This window comes from Pseudomonas silesiensis (genome assembly GCF_001661075.1).
Taxonomy (GTDB): Bacteria; Pseudomonadota; Gammaproteobacteria; order Pseudomonadales; family Pseudomonadaceae; genus Aquipseudomonas; species Aquipseudomonas silesiensis.
In genome coordinates this window covers 1242153-1257325 of the sequence record NZ_CP014870.1, presented here as the reverse complement: position 1 = coordinate 1257325, position 15173 = coordinate 1242153, and the positions used below count along the sequence as shown (strand labels likewise).

Annotated in this window: 13 protein-coding genes; 4 read left to right on the top strand and 9 right to left on the bottom strand. The window is 58.8% G+C overall.

Annotated features, from left to right (window positions below):
- Nucleotides 1-77 precede the first annotated feature (77 nt).
- The 9 genes from aruF to acs all read right to left on the bottom strand — a co-directional run bounded on the left by aruF (nucleotide 78) and on the right by acs (nucleotide 11101).
- Nucleotides 78-1097, bottom strand: a complete 1020-nt coding sequence (gene aruF / locus PMA3_RS05630; RefSeq protein WP_064676247.1) for an arginine/ornithine succinyltransferase subunit alpha — start codon at nucleotides 1095-1097, stop codon at nucleotides 78-80.
- Between the two features lie 225 nt (nucleotides 1098-1322).
- A complete protein-coding gene (locus PMA3_RS05625; protein ID WP_064676246.1) occupies nucleotides 1323-2543 on the bottom strand; it encodes an aspartate aminotransferase family protein in 1221 nt (406 codons plus the stop codon).
- Between the two features lie 544 nt (nucleotides 2544-3087).
- On the bottom strand, nucleotides 3088-4068 hold the full coding sequence (gene argR / locus PMA3_RS05620) for a transcriptional regulator ArgR (protein ID WP_064676245.1): 981 nt from the start codon (nucleotides 4066-4068) through the stop codon (nucleotides 3088-3090).
- A gap of 225 nt (nucleotides 4069-4293) precedes the next feature.
- Nucleotides 4294-5058: an ABC transporter ATP-binding protein gene (locus PMA3_RS05615; RefSeq protein WP_064676244.1), complete on the bottom strand. Its 765-nt coding sequence runs from the start codon at nucleotides 5056-5058 to the stop codon at nucleotides 4294-4296.
- A 27-nt stretch (nucleotides 5059-5085) separates the two neighbouring features.
- A complete protein-coding gene (locus PMA3_RS05610) occupies nucleotides 5086-6198 on the bottom strand; it encodes a succinylglutamate desuccinylase/aspartoacylase family protein (protein ID WP_064676243.1) in 1113 nt (370 codons plus the stop codon).
- 1 nt (nucleotide 6199) lies between these two features.
- The gene (locus tag PMA3_RS05605; RefSeq protein ID WP_064676242.1) at nucleotides 6200-6898 is read right to left on the bottom strand and encodes an ABC transporter permease; all 699 of its coding nucleotides are present in this window, start codon (nucleotides 6896-6898) and stop codon (nucleotides 6200-6202) included.
- A complete protein-coding gene (locus PMA3_RS05600) occupies nucleotides 6895-7584 on the bottom strand; it encodes an ABC transporter permease (protein WP_064676241.1) in 690 nt (229 codons plus the stop codon). The genes PMA3_RS05605 and PMA3_RS05600 overlap by 4 nt, the downstream gene beginning before the upstream one ends.
- A 91-nt stretch (nucleotides 7585-7675) precedes the next feature.
- The gene (locus PMA3_RS05595; protein WP_064676240.1) at nucleotides 7676-8449 is read right to left on the bottom strand and encodes an ABC transporter substrate-binding protein; all 774 of its coding nucleotides are present in this window, start codon (nucleotides 8447-8449) and stop codon (nucleotides 7676-7678) included.
- 696 nt (nucleotides 8450-9145) lie between these two features.
- Nucleotides 9146-11101 (bottom strand): acetate--CoA ligase, encoded by a 1956-nt coding sequence (acs, locus tag PMA3_RS05590; RefSeq protein ID WP_064676239.1) that lies wholly within the window; start codon nucleotides 11099-11101, stop codon nucleotides 9146-9148.
- Nucleotides 11102-11561: 460 nt separating this feature from the next.
- Between acs and PMA3_RS05585 the strand changes: the two genes are divergently transcribed.
- From PMA3_RS05585 to PMA3_RS30480, 4 genes are all read left to right on the top strand, one after another.
- Nucleotides 11562-11825, top strand: a complete 264-nt coding sequence (locus tag PMA3_RS05585) for a DUF2790 domain-containing protein (RefSeq protein WP_064676238.1) — start codon at nucleotides 11562-11564, stop codon at nucleotides 11823-11825.
- Nucleotides 11826-12013: 188 nt separating this feature from the next.
- On the top strand, nucleotides 12014-12328 hold the full coding sequence (locus PMA3_RS05580; protein ID WP_064676237.1) for a hypothetical protein: 315 nt from the start codon (nucleotides 12014-12016) through the stop codon (nucleotides 12326-12328).
- 652 nt (nucleotides 12329-12980) lie between these two features.
- Nucleotides 12981-14231, top strand: a complete 1251-nt coding sequence (locus tag PMA3_RS05575; RefSeq protein WP_064676236.1) for a ribonucleotide-diphosphate reductase subunit beta — start codon at nucleotides 12981-12983, stop codon at nucleotides 14229-14231.
- A 368-nt stretch (nucleotides 14232-14599) separates the two neighbouring features.
- Entirely contained in the window at nucleotides 14600-15145 is a 546-nt protein-coding gene (locus tag PMA3_RS30480) for a BRO-N domain-containing protein (RefSeq protein WP_420848634.1), read from the top strand.
- Nucleotides 15146-15173 lie beyond the last annotated feature (28 nt).

The following is a 15173-nucleotide window of genomic DNA, read 5'->3' as shown; positions in this document are numbered from 1 at the left end:
CTCAAACGGGCCGCTTGCGCCACCCGCGAAACTTCGCTGCTTTTCCAAGCATTGTTTTCCAGCCGTGGCAGCAGTCGTCAGACCGCCACCAGGCGCACGCTGGCACCTTCACCGACGCCCAGGGCTTCGGCTGCTTCCAGATCCAGGGTCACGGGTTTGCCCGGCGCATAATCGAGCTCGAGCAACACTGCGCGGTAATCCTGCAACTGGGCGTTGGCCACCAGGTACTGACGACCGGCACCTTTGACCGGTTCGCCGATTTTCACCGGGACCACGCGGCTCTGGGCGATCGAGCGGATCCCCGAGACGCGGGCATGCAAGGTCGGGCCACCGTCGAAAATGTCGATGTAGTGATCGGTCTCGAAGCCTTCGCGCATCAGGATGTCGAAGGTGATCTGCGCCCGCGGGTGCACCTGGCCCATCGCTTCTTGCGCGGAGTCCGGCAGCAGCGGCACGTAGATCGGATAATGCGGCATCAGTTCGGCCAGGAAGGTCCGGCTTTTGAGCCCGCACAAACGCTCGGCTTCGGCGTAATTGAGGTCGAAGAAATTGCGGCCAATGGCGTCCCAGAATGGCGAGTCGCCATGTTCGTCGCTGTAACCGACGATCTCGGTCACCACGGAATCGGCAAAGCGTTCCGGATGGCTGGCCACGAACAGCAGGCGGCCCCGGGAGTTGAGTTCCGACCAGGCCGAACCCACCAGTTCCGGCAGCACGTAGAAACTGGTCAGCAAGCTGTTGCCGGTCAGGTCGTGGCATTGGGAGAGCACGTGGATCTTGTTATGAATCTTCAGCTCGCGGGAGGCGTGCACGAAGGTTTCATTGCGGAAGCTGTAGAACGGTTCCGAATAGCCCGCCGAGGCAACGATGGCCGAGCACCCCACCAGCTTGCCGGTGGCGGTGTCTTCGAGGACGAAGAAATAACTCTCTTCACCGTTGAAGCTGACTTCGGCGGCGAACGAGGCTTCGCTCGCGGCGATCTTGTCGCTCAGGCGCTCAACGTCATCCGGCAAGGAAGTGACACCAATCGGGCTGTCCGCAGCCAGACGCTGTACCTCGCCCAGATCAGCCATTTGCGCGGGGCGCATCACCAGCATGGTGTCACTCCTTTCTCGAAAAATTCTTTGAGGAAAAATAACCGGGCCAGTTCTGAAACCATTCAGAGTCAACTGTGGGAGCGAGCTTGCTCGCGATGAGGCCCTGCCAGTCGCCATCAATGTCGACTGTCAGATAGCTATCGCGAGCAAGCTCGCTCCCACATTGAATCTGGCCCGGCATGAAAATTGGGTTCGACGCCCGAAAGTCAGGCGTCGAAGGGTCTATCAGGCTTGCGTCAGCTTCGCCGCAGCACGCTCGAAACGGTCCAGACCTTCATCGATGTCCGCATCTTCCACCACCAGGCTCGGCGCGAAACGCACCACGTCCGGGCCGGCTTGCAGAATCATCAGGCCTTCTTTTTCAGCGGCGTTGAAGATGTCCTTGGCCTTGCCTTTCCAGGCATCGTTCAGCACACAACCGATCAACAGGCCCAGACCGCGGACCTGGGTGAACAGGCCGTACTTCTCGCCGATCTGCTCCAGGCGCGCCTTGAACTTGTCGTGCTTGGCGTTGACGCCGGCCAGCACTTCAGGGGTGTTGACCACGTCGATCACCGCTTCGGCGACCGCACACGCCAGCGGGTTGCCGCCGTAGGTGGTGCCGTGGGTGCCGACGACCAGGTGTTTGGCCAGGTCTTCGGTGGTCAGCATCGCCGCGATCGGGAAACCGCCACCCAGGCTCTTGGCGCTGGTCAGGATGTCCGGGACCACACCGTAATGCTGGTAGGCGAACAGCTTGCCGCTGCGGCCCATGCCAGTCTGCACTTCATCGAAAATCAGCAGCGCGTTGTGCGCGGTGCACAGGTCACGGGCGCCTTGCAGATACTCGAGTTCGGCCGGAATTACGCCGCTCTCGCCCTGGATCGGTTCCAGCACCACGGCGCAGGTCTTGTCGGAAATGGCCGCTTTCAGCGCCGCCAGATCGTTGTACGGCACGTGGGTGATGCCGGTGATTTTCGGACCGAAGCCGTCGGAGTACTTCGACTGGCCACCGACGTTCACGGTGAACAGGGTGCGACCGTGGAAGCTGTTGAGCGCAGCGATGATTTCGTACTTCTCGCTGCCGAACCGATCGAAACCGACGCGACGGGCCAGCTTGAAGGCGGCCTCGTTGGCTTCGGCGCCGGAGTTGCAGAAGAAGGCGCGCTCGGCAAAGGTCGCGTTGATCAGCTTATGGGCCAGGCGCAAGGCCGGCTCATTGGTGAACACGTTCGACACGTGCCACAGCTTGTTCGCCTGCTCGGTCAAGGCACCGACCAGCGCCGGGTGCGCATGGCCCAGCACGTTAACGGCGATCCCGCCGGCGAAATCGATCAGCTCGCGGCCGGACTGGTCCCAGACGCGGGAACCGGCGCCACGCACGGGAATGAAGGCGGCAGGCGCGTAGTTGGGAACCATTACCTGGTCGAAATCGGCGCGTTGTACCGCAGCGTGCTCAACGGACATCGGAGTCTCCTGAAGAGGAACGCTCGCCTGAAACTGGCGAGCGATGGGGGGGATTGTAAGGACAGTTTTCAGCCCGGCCTTGCCGCCAAGCGACAACTTCTTATAGCGCAAACCCCGGTTTCAGCCGGGTTTACGGCAATGCGACATATAGCGTCGCAAAGGCGCAGTTTAACTGGCCGACGGGATTAGCGGCAGCGTTGCCAGGAAGCATTTTTATTGCCGACAAAGTCCGCGCGGCCACCACACACCCCTGTAGGAGCGAGCTTGCTCGCGAAAAACCTGAGGACGACGCGCTCACCCAGTTAGCACGCCTTATCGTTAACGTACATCGAGGGCAAGTCGAACCCTCGCACCACCGCTCACAGGCCTGTTCGTCAGTCTCTGATATGCACATCCTTTATAGGGACAGAGAGACGCGTCGAATGGGCACGCAGGCAAAACCGAAACCGTGACCATGATCAGCGATCAGCAACATGATGTAGAGGGATCGTTCCAGTCACGCAGGGGCCACGGCAATCATGTCCACGGCCTGTTCAGTCAGGAATCAGCCGCGCTCCGACGGCACCGAAGACAATTCGAACGGACTGCTGCTGCGCCGCTGGTTGCGATCTTCCCGCGGCGTGGCGCCGAAGAAGTTGCGGTAGGCACTGGAGAAATGCGGCCCCGAGGAAAAGCCGCACGACAGGCCGATCTGGATGATCGACTTGCTGGTTTGCATCAACATCTGCCGGGCCTTGTTCAGGCGCAGTTCCAGGTAGTACTGACTGGGCACCCGGTTGAGGTATTGCTTGAAGATGCGCTCCAGTTGCCGACGGGACACGCACACATGCTGGGCGATTTCGTCGGTGGTCAGCGGTTCTTCGATGTTGGCTTCCATCAGCAACACCGCCTGGGTGAGCTTCGGATGGCTGGAACCGAGGCGGTTCTGCAGGGGAATGCGCTGGCGTTCGCCGCCTTCGCGGATGCGCTCCACCACCAATTCTTCCGAGACGGCGCCCGCCAGTTCGGCACCGTGGTCGCGGGCCAGCACCGCCAGCAACAGATCCAGCACCGACAAGCCGCCGCACGCGGTCAGGCGATCGCGATCCCAGTCGAACAGATGGCTGGTGGCAATGACTTTCGGGAAGCGCTCGGCGAAATCGTCCTGCCAGCGCCAGTGCACGGCGGCACGATAACCGTCGAGTAAACCGAGTTGCGCCAACGGGTAAACGCCTGCCGACAGCCCACCGATCACACAACCGGCACGCACCAGTTGTTTCAGCGAACTGCTGAGCGCCGGCGCCAGTGCGGTCGGCGGCTCGTCGGCGAGCAGGAACAGTTTCTGGAAGTTTTCGAGCTTGCCGGCCCAGGGCTCACCCGGCAATCGCCAGGCACCTTCGGCCGGCGGCTCGGCCTGCAGAAACGACAGCTCGTAGACCACGTCCGGATGCACACGCTGGGCAACACGCAAGGCCTCCTCAGCCAGCGCAAGCGTCAATGCTTTAGTGCTGGGCCAAATCAGGAAACCAATTCGATGGGCAGTCATGGTGGGCAATCCGAAAACGAAAACAATGATGAAGGCACGGGGTCAATGCTAGCCCGTAAATGAACGCACATCTCAAAACCAACCCCGCCTCCCCCTGTAGGAGCCCGGCTTGCCGGCGAAGGCGTCCTTGAGATCGCCTTCGCCTGCAAGCCGGGCTCCTACAGGGGATCGGGGGCAGCCTTTAAATCAAGGAGCATGCACGATCCCGGTGCGTAACGGCAGCGATTACTTCAGGCTGCCCGAGAGGAATTGTTGCAGGCGTTCGGACTGTGGATTGACCAGCACCTCACGCGGGTTGCCGCTTTCTTCGACAACACCTTTATGCAGGAACACCAGTTGGTTCGACACTTCCCGGGCAAAACCCATTTCGTGCGTCACCACCACCATGGTCCGGCCTTCGAGGGCCAGGGACTGCATGACTTTCAGCACATCGCCCACCAGTTCCGGGTCGAGCGCCGAGGTCGGCTCGTCGAACAGCATCACCTCGGGCTCCATCGCCAGCGCCCGGGCAATCGCCACGCGCTGCTGTTCGCCGCCGGACATGTGGCCCGGGTAAGCGTCCTTGCGATGCGCCACGCCGACCTTGTTCAGGTAGAGCTCGGCCTTCTCGCGGGCTTCGGCCTTGGACATGCCGAGTACGTGCACCGGCGCTTCCATGATGTTTTCCAGCGCGGTCATGTGCGACCACAGATTGAAATGCTGGAACACCATCGACAGGCGCGAACGCATGCGTTGCAGCTGTTTCGGGTCGGCCGCCTTCAGCGCGCCGTCCTTGTTCGGCACCAGTTTCAGCTCTTCGTTGTTGAGCAGAATCTTGCCCGCATGGGGCTGCTCGAGCAGGTTGATGCAGCGCAGGAAGGTACTTTTGCCGGAGCCACTGGAGCCGATGATGCTGATCACATCGCCAGCCGCCGCCTTCAGGGACACACCCTTGAGCACTTCGTGACTGCCATAGCGTTTATGCAGGTCTTGGACTTCAAGTTTGTACATGCGGTCGGTTCTCACAAAAACAGTCAGTCAGTCGTTGAGCAAGCGCCCGTGACGCAGCGCTTCGCGCCCCGCCACCTTGGCCAGCCAGAAACCGGGTTGGGCATAACGCAGCCGTTCAATGGCAAACAGCACCCCGGACGTACCAGCACACACCGTGCTGACCCGATCCGATAACGGATCGATCACTTCGAAAATCTCGTCACCGGCTTCGACCTGCTCGCCGGGTTTGCGCAAAAAGCTGATCACCCCCGGGTGCGGCGCGAACAACAATTCGGTGCCTTCGAACGGCAATCCTTCGCACGCCTGGTGCGCAGGTTTTGGCCAGTCGCCGCTGATCAAGCCTTGCTCGGCGAGGAACGCCAGAATACCTTCGGCGTAAACTTGCGCTTCAACCCGACCGGTGTCGGCCTGGCCACCCAGTTCAAGGGTAGTCGCCAGGCAGGCCAGCGGAATCTGCGCCTCCGGGAACAGACGCGACAGGCGCAGCCACGGCAGCGAACAGGCTTCGTCGAAGGAACTGCCGCCGGAATCTTCCGCCAGCAACCCCACCTTCACATCCAGGTGCGCGGCGAGGGAACGCCACTGCGGCCAGTGCTGCGGCAAGGCGTACATGTGCAGCGCCGCGTCGGTATCGCAATGCAGGTCCAGCACCACGTCGGCGGTGCAGGCATGGCTGAGCAACACGCGCTGCATGCCCTGCAACTGACTCGCGGCCGGCGGCAAAGCGTCGAGCAGGTCGCTCATGGTCTGACGGATCAAGCGGATATTGGCGTGGGGATCATCACCCAGATGCCCATCCAGCTCGGCAGCCACCGACGCGCTCAGCTCGACGAAATCCCGGTTGAAATTCTTGCCGCTGCCTGCCTCGAAACGACCCTGATGATTGCCCTGAAGCAGCTGGCCGAGGCCTATGGGATTGGCCACCGGCACCAGTTCGATCACACCGTTGAGCAAGCCCTGGGCTTCGAGTTCGGCCAGGCGCTTTTTCAGCTCCCAGGCCGTGCGCATCCCCGGCAACTCATCGGCGTGCAGGCTGGCCTGAATGTAGGCCTTGCGCTCGCCACCACCGAAGCGGAACACCGAAATCTGGCGTTCGCTGCCCAGGTTGCTCCACGGCAATGCATGGTCGATGCGTTCCATATCAGTGCTTCCGCGGGGCCAGATAGCCCAGCCAGCGGCGCTCGGCCAGTTTGAACAGCTTCACCAGAATGAAGGTCAGGCACAGGTAGAACACACCCGCCGTGATGTAGGCCTCGAACGGCAAGTAGAACTGGGCATTGACCGTGCGCGCGGCACCGGTGATGTCGATCAGGGTCACGATGGACGCCAGACTGGTGGTCTGCAGCATCATGATCACTTCGTTGCTGTACTGCGGCAGCGCCCGGCGCAGGGCCGATGGCAGCAGGATGCGCTTGTACATCTTGTAGCGCGACATGCCCATGGCCTTGGCCGCTTCGATCTCGCCATTGGGCGTGGCGCGCAGGCTGCCGGCGATGATTTCAGCGGTGTAGGCGCTGGTATTGATGGCGAAGGCCAGGCATGCACAGAACGTGGCGCTGGACAGCCACGGCCACAGGAAGCTTTCCCGCACCGCTTCGAATTGCGCCAGCCCGTAGTAGATCAAAAACAGCTGCACCAGCATCGGCGTGCCGCGGATCACATAGGTGAAGGCCCAGGCGCTCAAGTTGACGACCGAGTTCTTCGAGACGCGCATCAAGCCCAGCGGCAACGCGCACAGCAGACCGAAGAACAGTGAGAGTGCGAGCAATTTGAGGGTGGTCACCAAACCGCCGAAGTACAGCGGCAAGGCCTCCCAAATGACGTTGTAGTCGAAGATCATAGATCAGCCGCCCTTACGCCTACCGAGTAGCGCTTCTCAAGTTGACGCAATGCCAGCAACGAGACACTGGTGATCACCAGGTACATCGCCGCCACTGCGAGGAAGAAGGTGAAAGGCTCGCGAGTGGCATCTGCCGCCTGCTTGGCCTTGAACATCATGTCTTGCAGACCCACCACCGAAATCAGCGCGGTGGCCTTGGTCAGGACCAGCCAGTTGTTGGTGAAACCCGGAATCGCCAGGCGAATCATCTGCGGCACCAATACCCGGAAGAACACCTGGAAACTGCTCATGCCGTACGCCATGCCGGCTTCGGCCTGCCCCTTGGGAATCGCCATGAACGCACCACGGAAAGTTTCCGACAAGTACGCACCAAAGATGAAGCCCAGGGTGCCGATACCGGCGGCCAACGGGTTGAGGTCAATGTACTCGTCAAAGCCGAGCAGCGGTGCGACGCGGTTGAGCAGGTCCTGACCCCCGTAGAAAATCAGCAGGATCAGCACCAGGTCGGGAATACCGCGGATCACCGTGGAATACAGGTCGCCCAGCCAGGCCAGCCAGCGAATCGGGGACAGACGCAGCGCAACGCCGATCAGACCCAGAACAATCGCCAGGACCATGGACGACAAGGCGAGCTGAAGCGTCAGCCAAGCGCCATCGAGGATGACAGCCCCGTAGCCTTTCAACATGATTCAGGTCCTCGAAAAGGGGGATGAAAAAATGGCGCAAACCTCAGAGATCCTGTTGCTTGCGCCATTTCGGACTTGTCGCCGGGGCGGATTACTTGCCGTAGATATCGAAGGCGAAGTACTTGTCCTGGATTTGCTGGTACTTGCCGCTTGCACGAATGGCAGTGATAGCGGCGTTGATCTTGTCTTTCAAGGCGTCGCCTTTGCGCACTGCGATGCCAATGCCGTCGCCGAAATACTTCTCGTCGGTGAAGGCCGGGCCGACGAAGGCGTAACCTTTGCCGGCGTCGGTTTTCAGGAAACCATCATCCAGCAGGGTCGCGTCTGCCACGGTGCCGTCGAGACGACCGGCTGCCACGTCGAGGTAGATTTCGTTCTGCGAGCCGTAAGGCTTGATCTCGGCACCCAGCGGGGCCAGGACTTCGCGGGCGAAACGCTCGTGGATCGAACCACGCTGCACACCGATGTTCTTGCCCTTCAACTCAGCCAGGTTTTCGCTGACCTGAGTGCCGGCCTTCATCACCAGGCGCGCCGGGGTGTTGTAGTACTTGTTGGTGAAGTCCACGGACTTCTTGCGGTCTTCGGTGATCGACATGGACGACAGGATCGCGTCGATCTTGCGCACCTTGAGGGCCGGGATCAGGCCGTCGAACTCTTGTTCGACCCAGGTGCATTTAACCTTCATCTCTTCACACAGGGCGTTGCCGATGTCGTAGTCGAAACCCACGATGCTGCCATCCGGCGCTTTGGAAGCGAACGGAGGGTAAGCCGCTTCGATACCGATTTTCAGCGGCTTTTCATCAGCGAACGTCGGCAGGGACAGCACGGACAGTGCCAGGGCGCCAAGCAGCACGAGTTTCTTCATCTTGGGACTCCATCGGTAAAGGGCTAAAACGGCAGAGTGAGCGAGAGCCCAATATGCGAATGAGTGGAACCGCAAACAGTGCTGCGTCCTGGGAAACCCGCGTTGATTTTCAACGCGAGCAACGACGAGCGAGTGATCGGCATTCTAACGATAGGCCCGAAGCCGATATTTCTTCAATGCGACAACAAATTACAGAAGCACCGAGAAAGCCGTTTGGGCGCGTTGACAGCCTTGCAATTTCATGCAAGAGAAAAAGACGGTAAACCGATCAGAGTTGCAAATTGCGGGCCTATTATTGGCAAAGCCTTCTAATCCGGCAAGTGTAGCGTTGGGTCTTATTTTTTTAGGGCACTAAAACGCCCTGAGAAGGGGATTTTGCGTTTCTCAATGCCCCGTAACGGCTCCAGCGGTTACACATTCAGTTACTTGAAGGGTAGCGGGTAACAGTGGGAAAGCACCTACAGCTGAAGCCGATAATTATTGGTTGATGATGATTTGGCGTCTGACAGACCGCCTTCGCGGGCAAGCCTCGCTCCTACAGGGTTCCGGTTGATCACGGCATTTGCGAACGACTCAGAACTGTAGGAGCGAGGCTTGCCCGCGAGAGGCCTGCACGAACAACACAAAAACCTCAGACAATAAAAAGCCCCACCAGGCTCAACACCTGACGGGGCTTCATTAACTCAAGAACCGCCGTTAAGCGACGTTCATCGTCCTGTGCTCATCAATCAAATGCTGCACTACACCCGGATCCGCCAGGGTGGAGATATCCCCCAACCCATCGTACTCGGCGGTCGCAATCTTGCGCAGAATCCGGCGCATGATCTTGCCCGAACGGGTCTTCGGCAACCCCGGCGCCCACTGGATGACATCCGGCGAAGCAATCGGGCCAATCTCTTTGCGCACCCAGTTTTTCAGTTCCAGGCGCAACTGCTCGGTCGGCTCTTCACCAGCGATCAGCGTGACATAGACATAAATGCCCTGCCCCTTGATGTCATGCGGCACACCGACCACCGCCGCCTCGGCGACTTTCGGGTGGGCGACCATCGCGCTTTCGATCTCGGCCGTGCCCATGCGGTGCCCGGACACGTTGAGCACGTCATCCACACGACCGGTGATCCAGTAGTAACCGTCTTCGTCACGACGGGCACCGTCACCGGTGAAATACATGCCGCGGAACGTCTTGAAGTAGGTATCGACGAAGCGGTCATGGTCGCCATACAGCGTGCGTGCCTGGCCTGGCCACGAATCGAGAATCACCAGGTTGCCCTCGGCAACGCCTTCGATGATGTTGCCCAGGTTATCCACCAATGCCGGCACCACGCCGAAGAACGGACGTGCAGCAGAACCCGGCTTGAGCGCATGCGCACCCGGCAGCGGGCTCATCATGTTGCCGCCCGTTTCGGTCTGCCACCAGGTGTCGACGATCGGGCAGCGGGATTGGCCGACGTTCTTGTAGTACCAATCCCACGCTTCCGGGTTGATCGGCTCACCGACCGAACCCAACAGACGCAGGCTGCTGCCATCAGCGCCTTCAACGGCGGCCTTGCCCGACGCCATCATCGCGCGGATGGCGGTCGGGGCGGTGTAGAGGATGTTGACCTTGTGCTTGTCGACGATCTTCGCCACCCGGGTGATGTCCGGATAGTTCGGCACACCTTCGAACAGCAGCGTGGTCGCGCCGTTGGCCAGCGGGCCGTAGACGATGTAACTGTGGCCGGTGACCCAACCGACGTCGGCGGTGCACCAGTAGACTTCGCCCGGACGGTAGTCGAACACGCGCTCGTGAGTCATCGCCGCGTACAACAGATAACCGGCGGTGGTGTGCTGGACACCCTTCGGCTTACCGGTCGAACCGGAGGTATAAAGGATGAACAGCGCTTCTTCAGCGCCCATCTCTTTCGGCGCGCAGACACTGCCCGCCACTTTCATCAGGTCTTCGTACCAGATGTCGCGATGCTGGTTCCACTTGATGTTGCCACCGGTGCGCTTGCACACGATGACTTTCTGAATGCTGCTGGTTTCCGGGTTGGTCAGCGCATCGTCGACGTTGGTCTTGAGCGGGATCTTCTTGCCGGCACGAACGCCTTCATCAGCGGTGATCACCACTTTGGATTTGCAGTCGATGATCCGGCCCGCCAGGGCTTCCGGCGAGAAACCACCGAACACCACCGAGTGAATCGCGCCGATCCGGGTACACGCCAGCATGGCGACCACAGCTTCGGGGATCATCGGCATATAGATAGTCACCACGTCGCCGCGATGCACATCCTGGCCGCGCAAGGCGTTGGCGAACTTGCAGACTTGTTCGTGCAGCTCGCGATAGGTGATGTTGCGGCTTTCGGCAGGGTCATCCCCTTCCCAAATGATCGCAACCTGATCACCGCGCTCGGCCAGATGACGGTCGAGGCAGTTATAGGAAACGTTAAGGGTGCCGTCGGCGAACCACTTGATGTCGACATGGTGATCGTCGAAAGAGGTCTGCTTCACCGTGGTGAAAGGCTTGATCCAGTCGAGGCGCTTGGCTTGCTCGCGCCAGAAACCATCCGGGTTGACGACGGACTGCTGGTACATTGCCTTGTAGGTCGCCTCATCAGTCAGCGTGTTGGCCGCAACCTCGGGACGAACGGGATACAGGGAAGCCGCACTCATCTTTCTTACCTCGGTGGAATAGTTGTTTTTGTATGGCCCAGTTGTAGCCCGGCCGGGCCTATAGAACCATTCGACGATGGTAGTAACAAGCCCCTACAAATTACCGTGATAAGCCCAAAAGCCGTACGCAACCCCCTGTAGGAGCGAGCTCGCTCGCGAAAAACCCGAGAACACCACGGGATGCCAGACTGAACGCGCCATCATTGAAGACCATCGCGAGCAAGCTCTCCTCTACATCGATATTCCCCGATTGTTACAAAATTCGCCAAAAGTGTTTATCAAAACCCCACCTATATGAATCCCCACCCCCCGCCTAAAATCCACCTCGCCAACAAGGCAACGCGATTAACCCAGTTGCAGCCCCCACGAAGGCAGTTAATCCAGATCCCGGCAACCCAGCTCCACACGCAACCCCAAAAGGTTGCGTGACCCCACTCGACCTTTAAAAGGTAAACCTGAAATGAAAGCTTTATTAGTTCTGGTCCTCAGCAGCCTGTGCGCAACCGCCATGGCAGACGAGGTACCGACTGATGTCGCACAACAGCAGCCCGCTATTGAGGAATACACTTACTCCACCCACCTGGACGTCGCCAAAGTTATCTCGATGAGCGAAATCCCCAACGTCTGCGAAGTTGTTCCAGCAAAAATGGAATACGACGACTCCAAAGGTCAGCGCCACATTCTGCGTTACAGCGTCATGGGTAACGGCTGCTCCAACGGCTGATCCCCGCCCTCTTCTTCCCTAGGTTCGACCCACCTGCCCGCCGTTTCAGACAGATGATGCGCCGAACCTTACATATCGATTTACTAGATTGTTTTAAGCGTTTATTTGCGCTTTTTAATCAAAATAGTCGGCGTAATATGAATTCCACACCCAAGGCACACCACGCCAACGAACCTGGAGCCACACTCATGAAAACCAAACTGATCCTCGCCCTGACCCTCTCCGTGCTGGCTGCCAACACCTTCGCCGCCGACGGCTACGACCACACTGGCTCGGCCGCCTACACCACCTCGGCAGCTGTCGCTTCTGACGGTTACGACCATACCGGCTCGGCATCCTTCGCTGCCGACGGTGCGGATCACGTCGGTGCGGGCAAACTCGCTTCTGACGGTTTTGATCACACTGGCGCCGCCAAAGTCGCCGCTGACGGCTTCGATCACACCGGTGCCGCCAAGGTCGCCGCCGACGGTTCCGATCACGTGGGTGCTGCTCGCCTGGGCTGATCCTCGAGCGTGACTGACAGCCCGGCTTCGGTCGGGCTTAGTTGTGTCTGGAACCATGGAAAACCGACTAAAAACACAACATGTAGTGAAAAACCTCGATTTCTGCCTATTTTTTGATCAGACCGCTCCAAGGTCATTTCCCGAGAAAAACCGCAGCCATTTTCGATCAAAAATCACCCACTCTCCTCTGTAAGCCCCGCACCGCATGGCTCGCAGCGTTTCAGCCGATCTCTACCCCGCCGCCAACCCGATCACAGCGTCAAAAACAAGCCATTTCAGGCGAAAAAAAAACTTCATCCGCCAAAGCCCTGTAAACCCTCGCTCCGACCGGAAAACGCGCCCTGCCGACCGTTCCTAGCGCCGATTCGCCGCACCACGGCGCTGAATTTTTCCTTATAATGCGGGCTTAAACGGGCCTGCAATATTCCCTTACAGGGGTCAATAGCCAGTCTGAAGCCCACGCAGATGCCGTTCATGTTTTCTGCGCCCGTCAGCGGCTTCGGAACACCCGTACAAAATTCTGTTTATTGCCTGCGTTGTACTGCTGCAAAAAACGATTTCCTTTAGATCCAACGCGGCCAGTCGGTCGTGTGAAAACCAACCTATCAGTTTTCACACGGGCAACTGGCCCTCACGCAGGAGACGACACGTCATGCTGAGCTGGGACGAATTCGACAAAGAAGACAGCGGCGAAACCGTGGTCAAAGGCGCCAACGCCGGCCACGCGACCGAAGCCAACATGGACCGCCTCGATGCTGCCGGTGGCGTTGCCGCCCAAGAAGCTCGCGCTGTGACTGCGTCCGACTCCGCCGCAATCGCCCGCGCCAAAGCCGCCCTGGACAACCTCGACGTTGCCGAAGGCCTTGCCGAACTCGAAGGCGCCTCCGCCCGCGTAGCGGTCGACGAAAAGCGCATGATCAACTGCCGCGCCGACCTCAACCAACTCGTACCCTTCAAGTACGACTGGGCCTGGCAGAAATACCTGGACGGCTGCGCAAACCACTGGATGCCGCAAGAAGTCAACATGACCGCCGACATCGCCCTCTGGAAAGACCCGGAAGGCCTGACCGACGACGAACGCCGCATCGTCATGCGCAACCTCGGCTTCTTCTCCACCGCCGACTCCCTGGTCGCCAACAACCTGGTCCTGGCCGTGTACCGCCTGATCACCAACCCGGAGTGCCGCCAGTACATCCTGCGCCAGGCCTTCGAAGAGGCGATCCACACCCACGCCTACCAGTACTGCATCGAATCCCTGGCCATGGATGAAGGCGAGATCTTCAACATGTACCACGAGATCCCGTCGGTCGCGAAAAAAGCCACCTGGGGCCTCAAATACACCCGCTCGATCTCCGATCCGAAGTTCGAAACCGGCACCGTCGAAACCGACAAAGAACTGCTGCGCAACCTGATCGCCTACTACTGCGTCCTGGAAGGCATCTTCTTCTACTGCGGCTTCACCCAGATCCTCTCCATGGGCCGCCGCAACAAAATGACCGGCGTCGCCGAGCAGTTCCAGTACATCCTGCGCGACGAATCCATGCACCTGAACTTCGGCATCGACGTGATCAACCAGATCAAAATCGAAAACCCGCACTTGTGGGATGCCGAGATGAAGGAAGAAGCTTCGCAGATGATTCTGCAGGGCACTCAGTTGGAGATCGAATACGCGCGGGACACCATGCCTCGCGGCGTGCTGGGGATGAATGCGGCGATGATGGAGGATTACCTCAAGTTTATTGCCAACCGTCGTCTGTCGCAGATTGGGTTGAAGGAAGAGTACCCAGGGACGACTAACCCGTTCCCTTGGATGAGCGAGATCATGGACTTGAAGAAAGAGAAGAATTTCTTTGAGACTCGGGTTATTGAGTATCAGACTGGTGGGGCGTTGAGTTGGGATTGATTCCGAGCTCGCCGTGATTTGACGATTTCAATCGGAATCGACAAACCTAACAAGCAAAAGCCCCGATCTGATCGGGGCTTTTTTATGGAGGATGAAAAATGCTTTTTTCATCCCTACGCTACGACGTCAAAATTCCTACAAAAATTACAGCTGCTTCCGCGTTGATGCCCCATCAAAGCACCTCTAAGCTTCATTGCAGGCGCCTAAGAAACGCCCAACGTAGAAAGCTTGGTCGATCACACAGATGCGCACGTCACCCTATGGTGGTTTGTCGTTCGAAGGTGACGGCTTTGCTCGTTGGGATTTCTTAATTCCACTCTACGTTGGGTCTAGAGCCCTGCCCCCTTAATACGTAGAGGTCACGGATTATGTCTACTCAACTCACATCTAAAAGTTTACCCACACCAATGAACGACGAGTGGGAGCCTCTCGCATCCACCCCATTCACTCGCCACGACATTCATCTCCACGCCCTACTATTCGAAAACCAAGCCTGGTTTTGCGCGCGTGATATAGGGCGGCTGATGGGCAAGTATTTGGATGAGCGAATGTCCCGAAAACTCGATATAGATCAGCGACGGATGTTGTTGGTGCATGCTCACGGAGTAGCAGAGGAGCGACTGATGCTCAGCGAATCGGGCGTGTATGCATTACTGATTTATCACTATTGCCCGGAATATCGCTCACTACGCGAATGGCTGACGCATCAGGTCGTAGCTGCACTGCGTGACGCAAGACCATCGCGGGCAGTTGAGCGGCCGACCTTGAGCGTTTTGGATTGGCCACAGATGCAACTGAGTTTGCTGCATTGGCGGAATGAACCATGGATTCGGATGCGGGACATGCCTTGCATCCTGCCGACCCAACATCAAACATCCTGGTGGAGGAAAGCTTCACGGCTATTTCTATTTTAGAAAGCCGTTAAAGATGGGTGCAGCTTTC

Coding starts and splice junctions, on each gene's coding strand:
- PMA3_RS05605 (WP_064676242.1), bottom strand. CDS start 6,898: ATGATCTTCGACTACAACGTCATTTGGGAGGCCTTGCCGCTGTACTTC.
- PMA3_RS05575 (WP_064676236.1), top strand. CDS start 12,981: ATGCTGAGCTGGGACGAATTCGACAAAGAAGACAGCGGCGAAACCGTG.
- PMA3_RS05615 (WP_064676244.1), bottom strand. CDS start 5,058: ATGTACAAACTTGAAGTCCAAGACCTGCATAAACGCTATGGCAGTCAC.
- PMA3_RS30480 (WP_420848634.1), top strand. CDS start 14,600: ATGTCTACTCAACTCACATCTAAAAGTTTACCCACACCAATGAACGAC.
- acs (WP_064676239.1), bottom strand. CDS start 11,101: ATGAGTGCGGCTTCCCTGTATCCCGTTCGTCCCGAGGTTGCGGCCAAC.
- PMA3_RS05610 (WP_064676243.1), bottom strand. CDS start 6,198: ATGGAACGCATCGACCATGCATTGCCGTGGAGCAACCTGGGCAGCGAA.
- PMA3_RS05580 (WP_064676237.1), top strand. CDS start 12,014: ATGAAAACCAAACTGATCCTCGCCCTGACCCTCTCCGTGCTGGCTGCC.
- PMA3_RS05585 (WP_064676238.1), top strand. CDS start 11,562: ATGAAAGCTTTATTAGTTCTGGTCCTCAGCAGCCTGTGCGCAACCGCC.
- aruF (WP_064676247.1), bottom strand. CDS start 1,097: ATGCTGGTGATGCGCCCCGCGCAAATGGCTGATCTGGGCGAGGTACAG.
- PMA3_RS05625 (WP_064676246.1), bottom strand. CDS start 2,543: ATGTCCGTTGAGCACGCTGCGGTACAACGCGCCGATTTCGACCAGGTA.
- argR (WP_064676245.1), bottom strand. CDS start 4,068: ATGACTGCCCATCGAATTGGTTTCCTGATTTGGCCCAGCACTAAAGCA.
- PMA3_RS05600 (WP_064676241.1), bottom strand. CDS start 7,584: ATGTTGAAAGGCTACGGGGCTGTCATCCTCGATGGCGCTTGGCTGACG.
- PMA3_RS05595 (WP_064676240.1), bottom strand. CDS start 8,449: ATGAAGAAACTCGTGCTGCTTGGCGCCCTGGCACTGTCCGTGCTGTCC.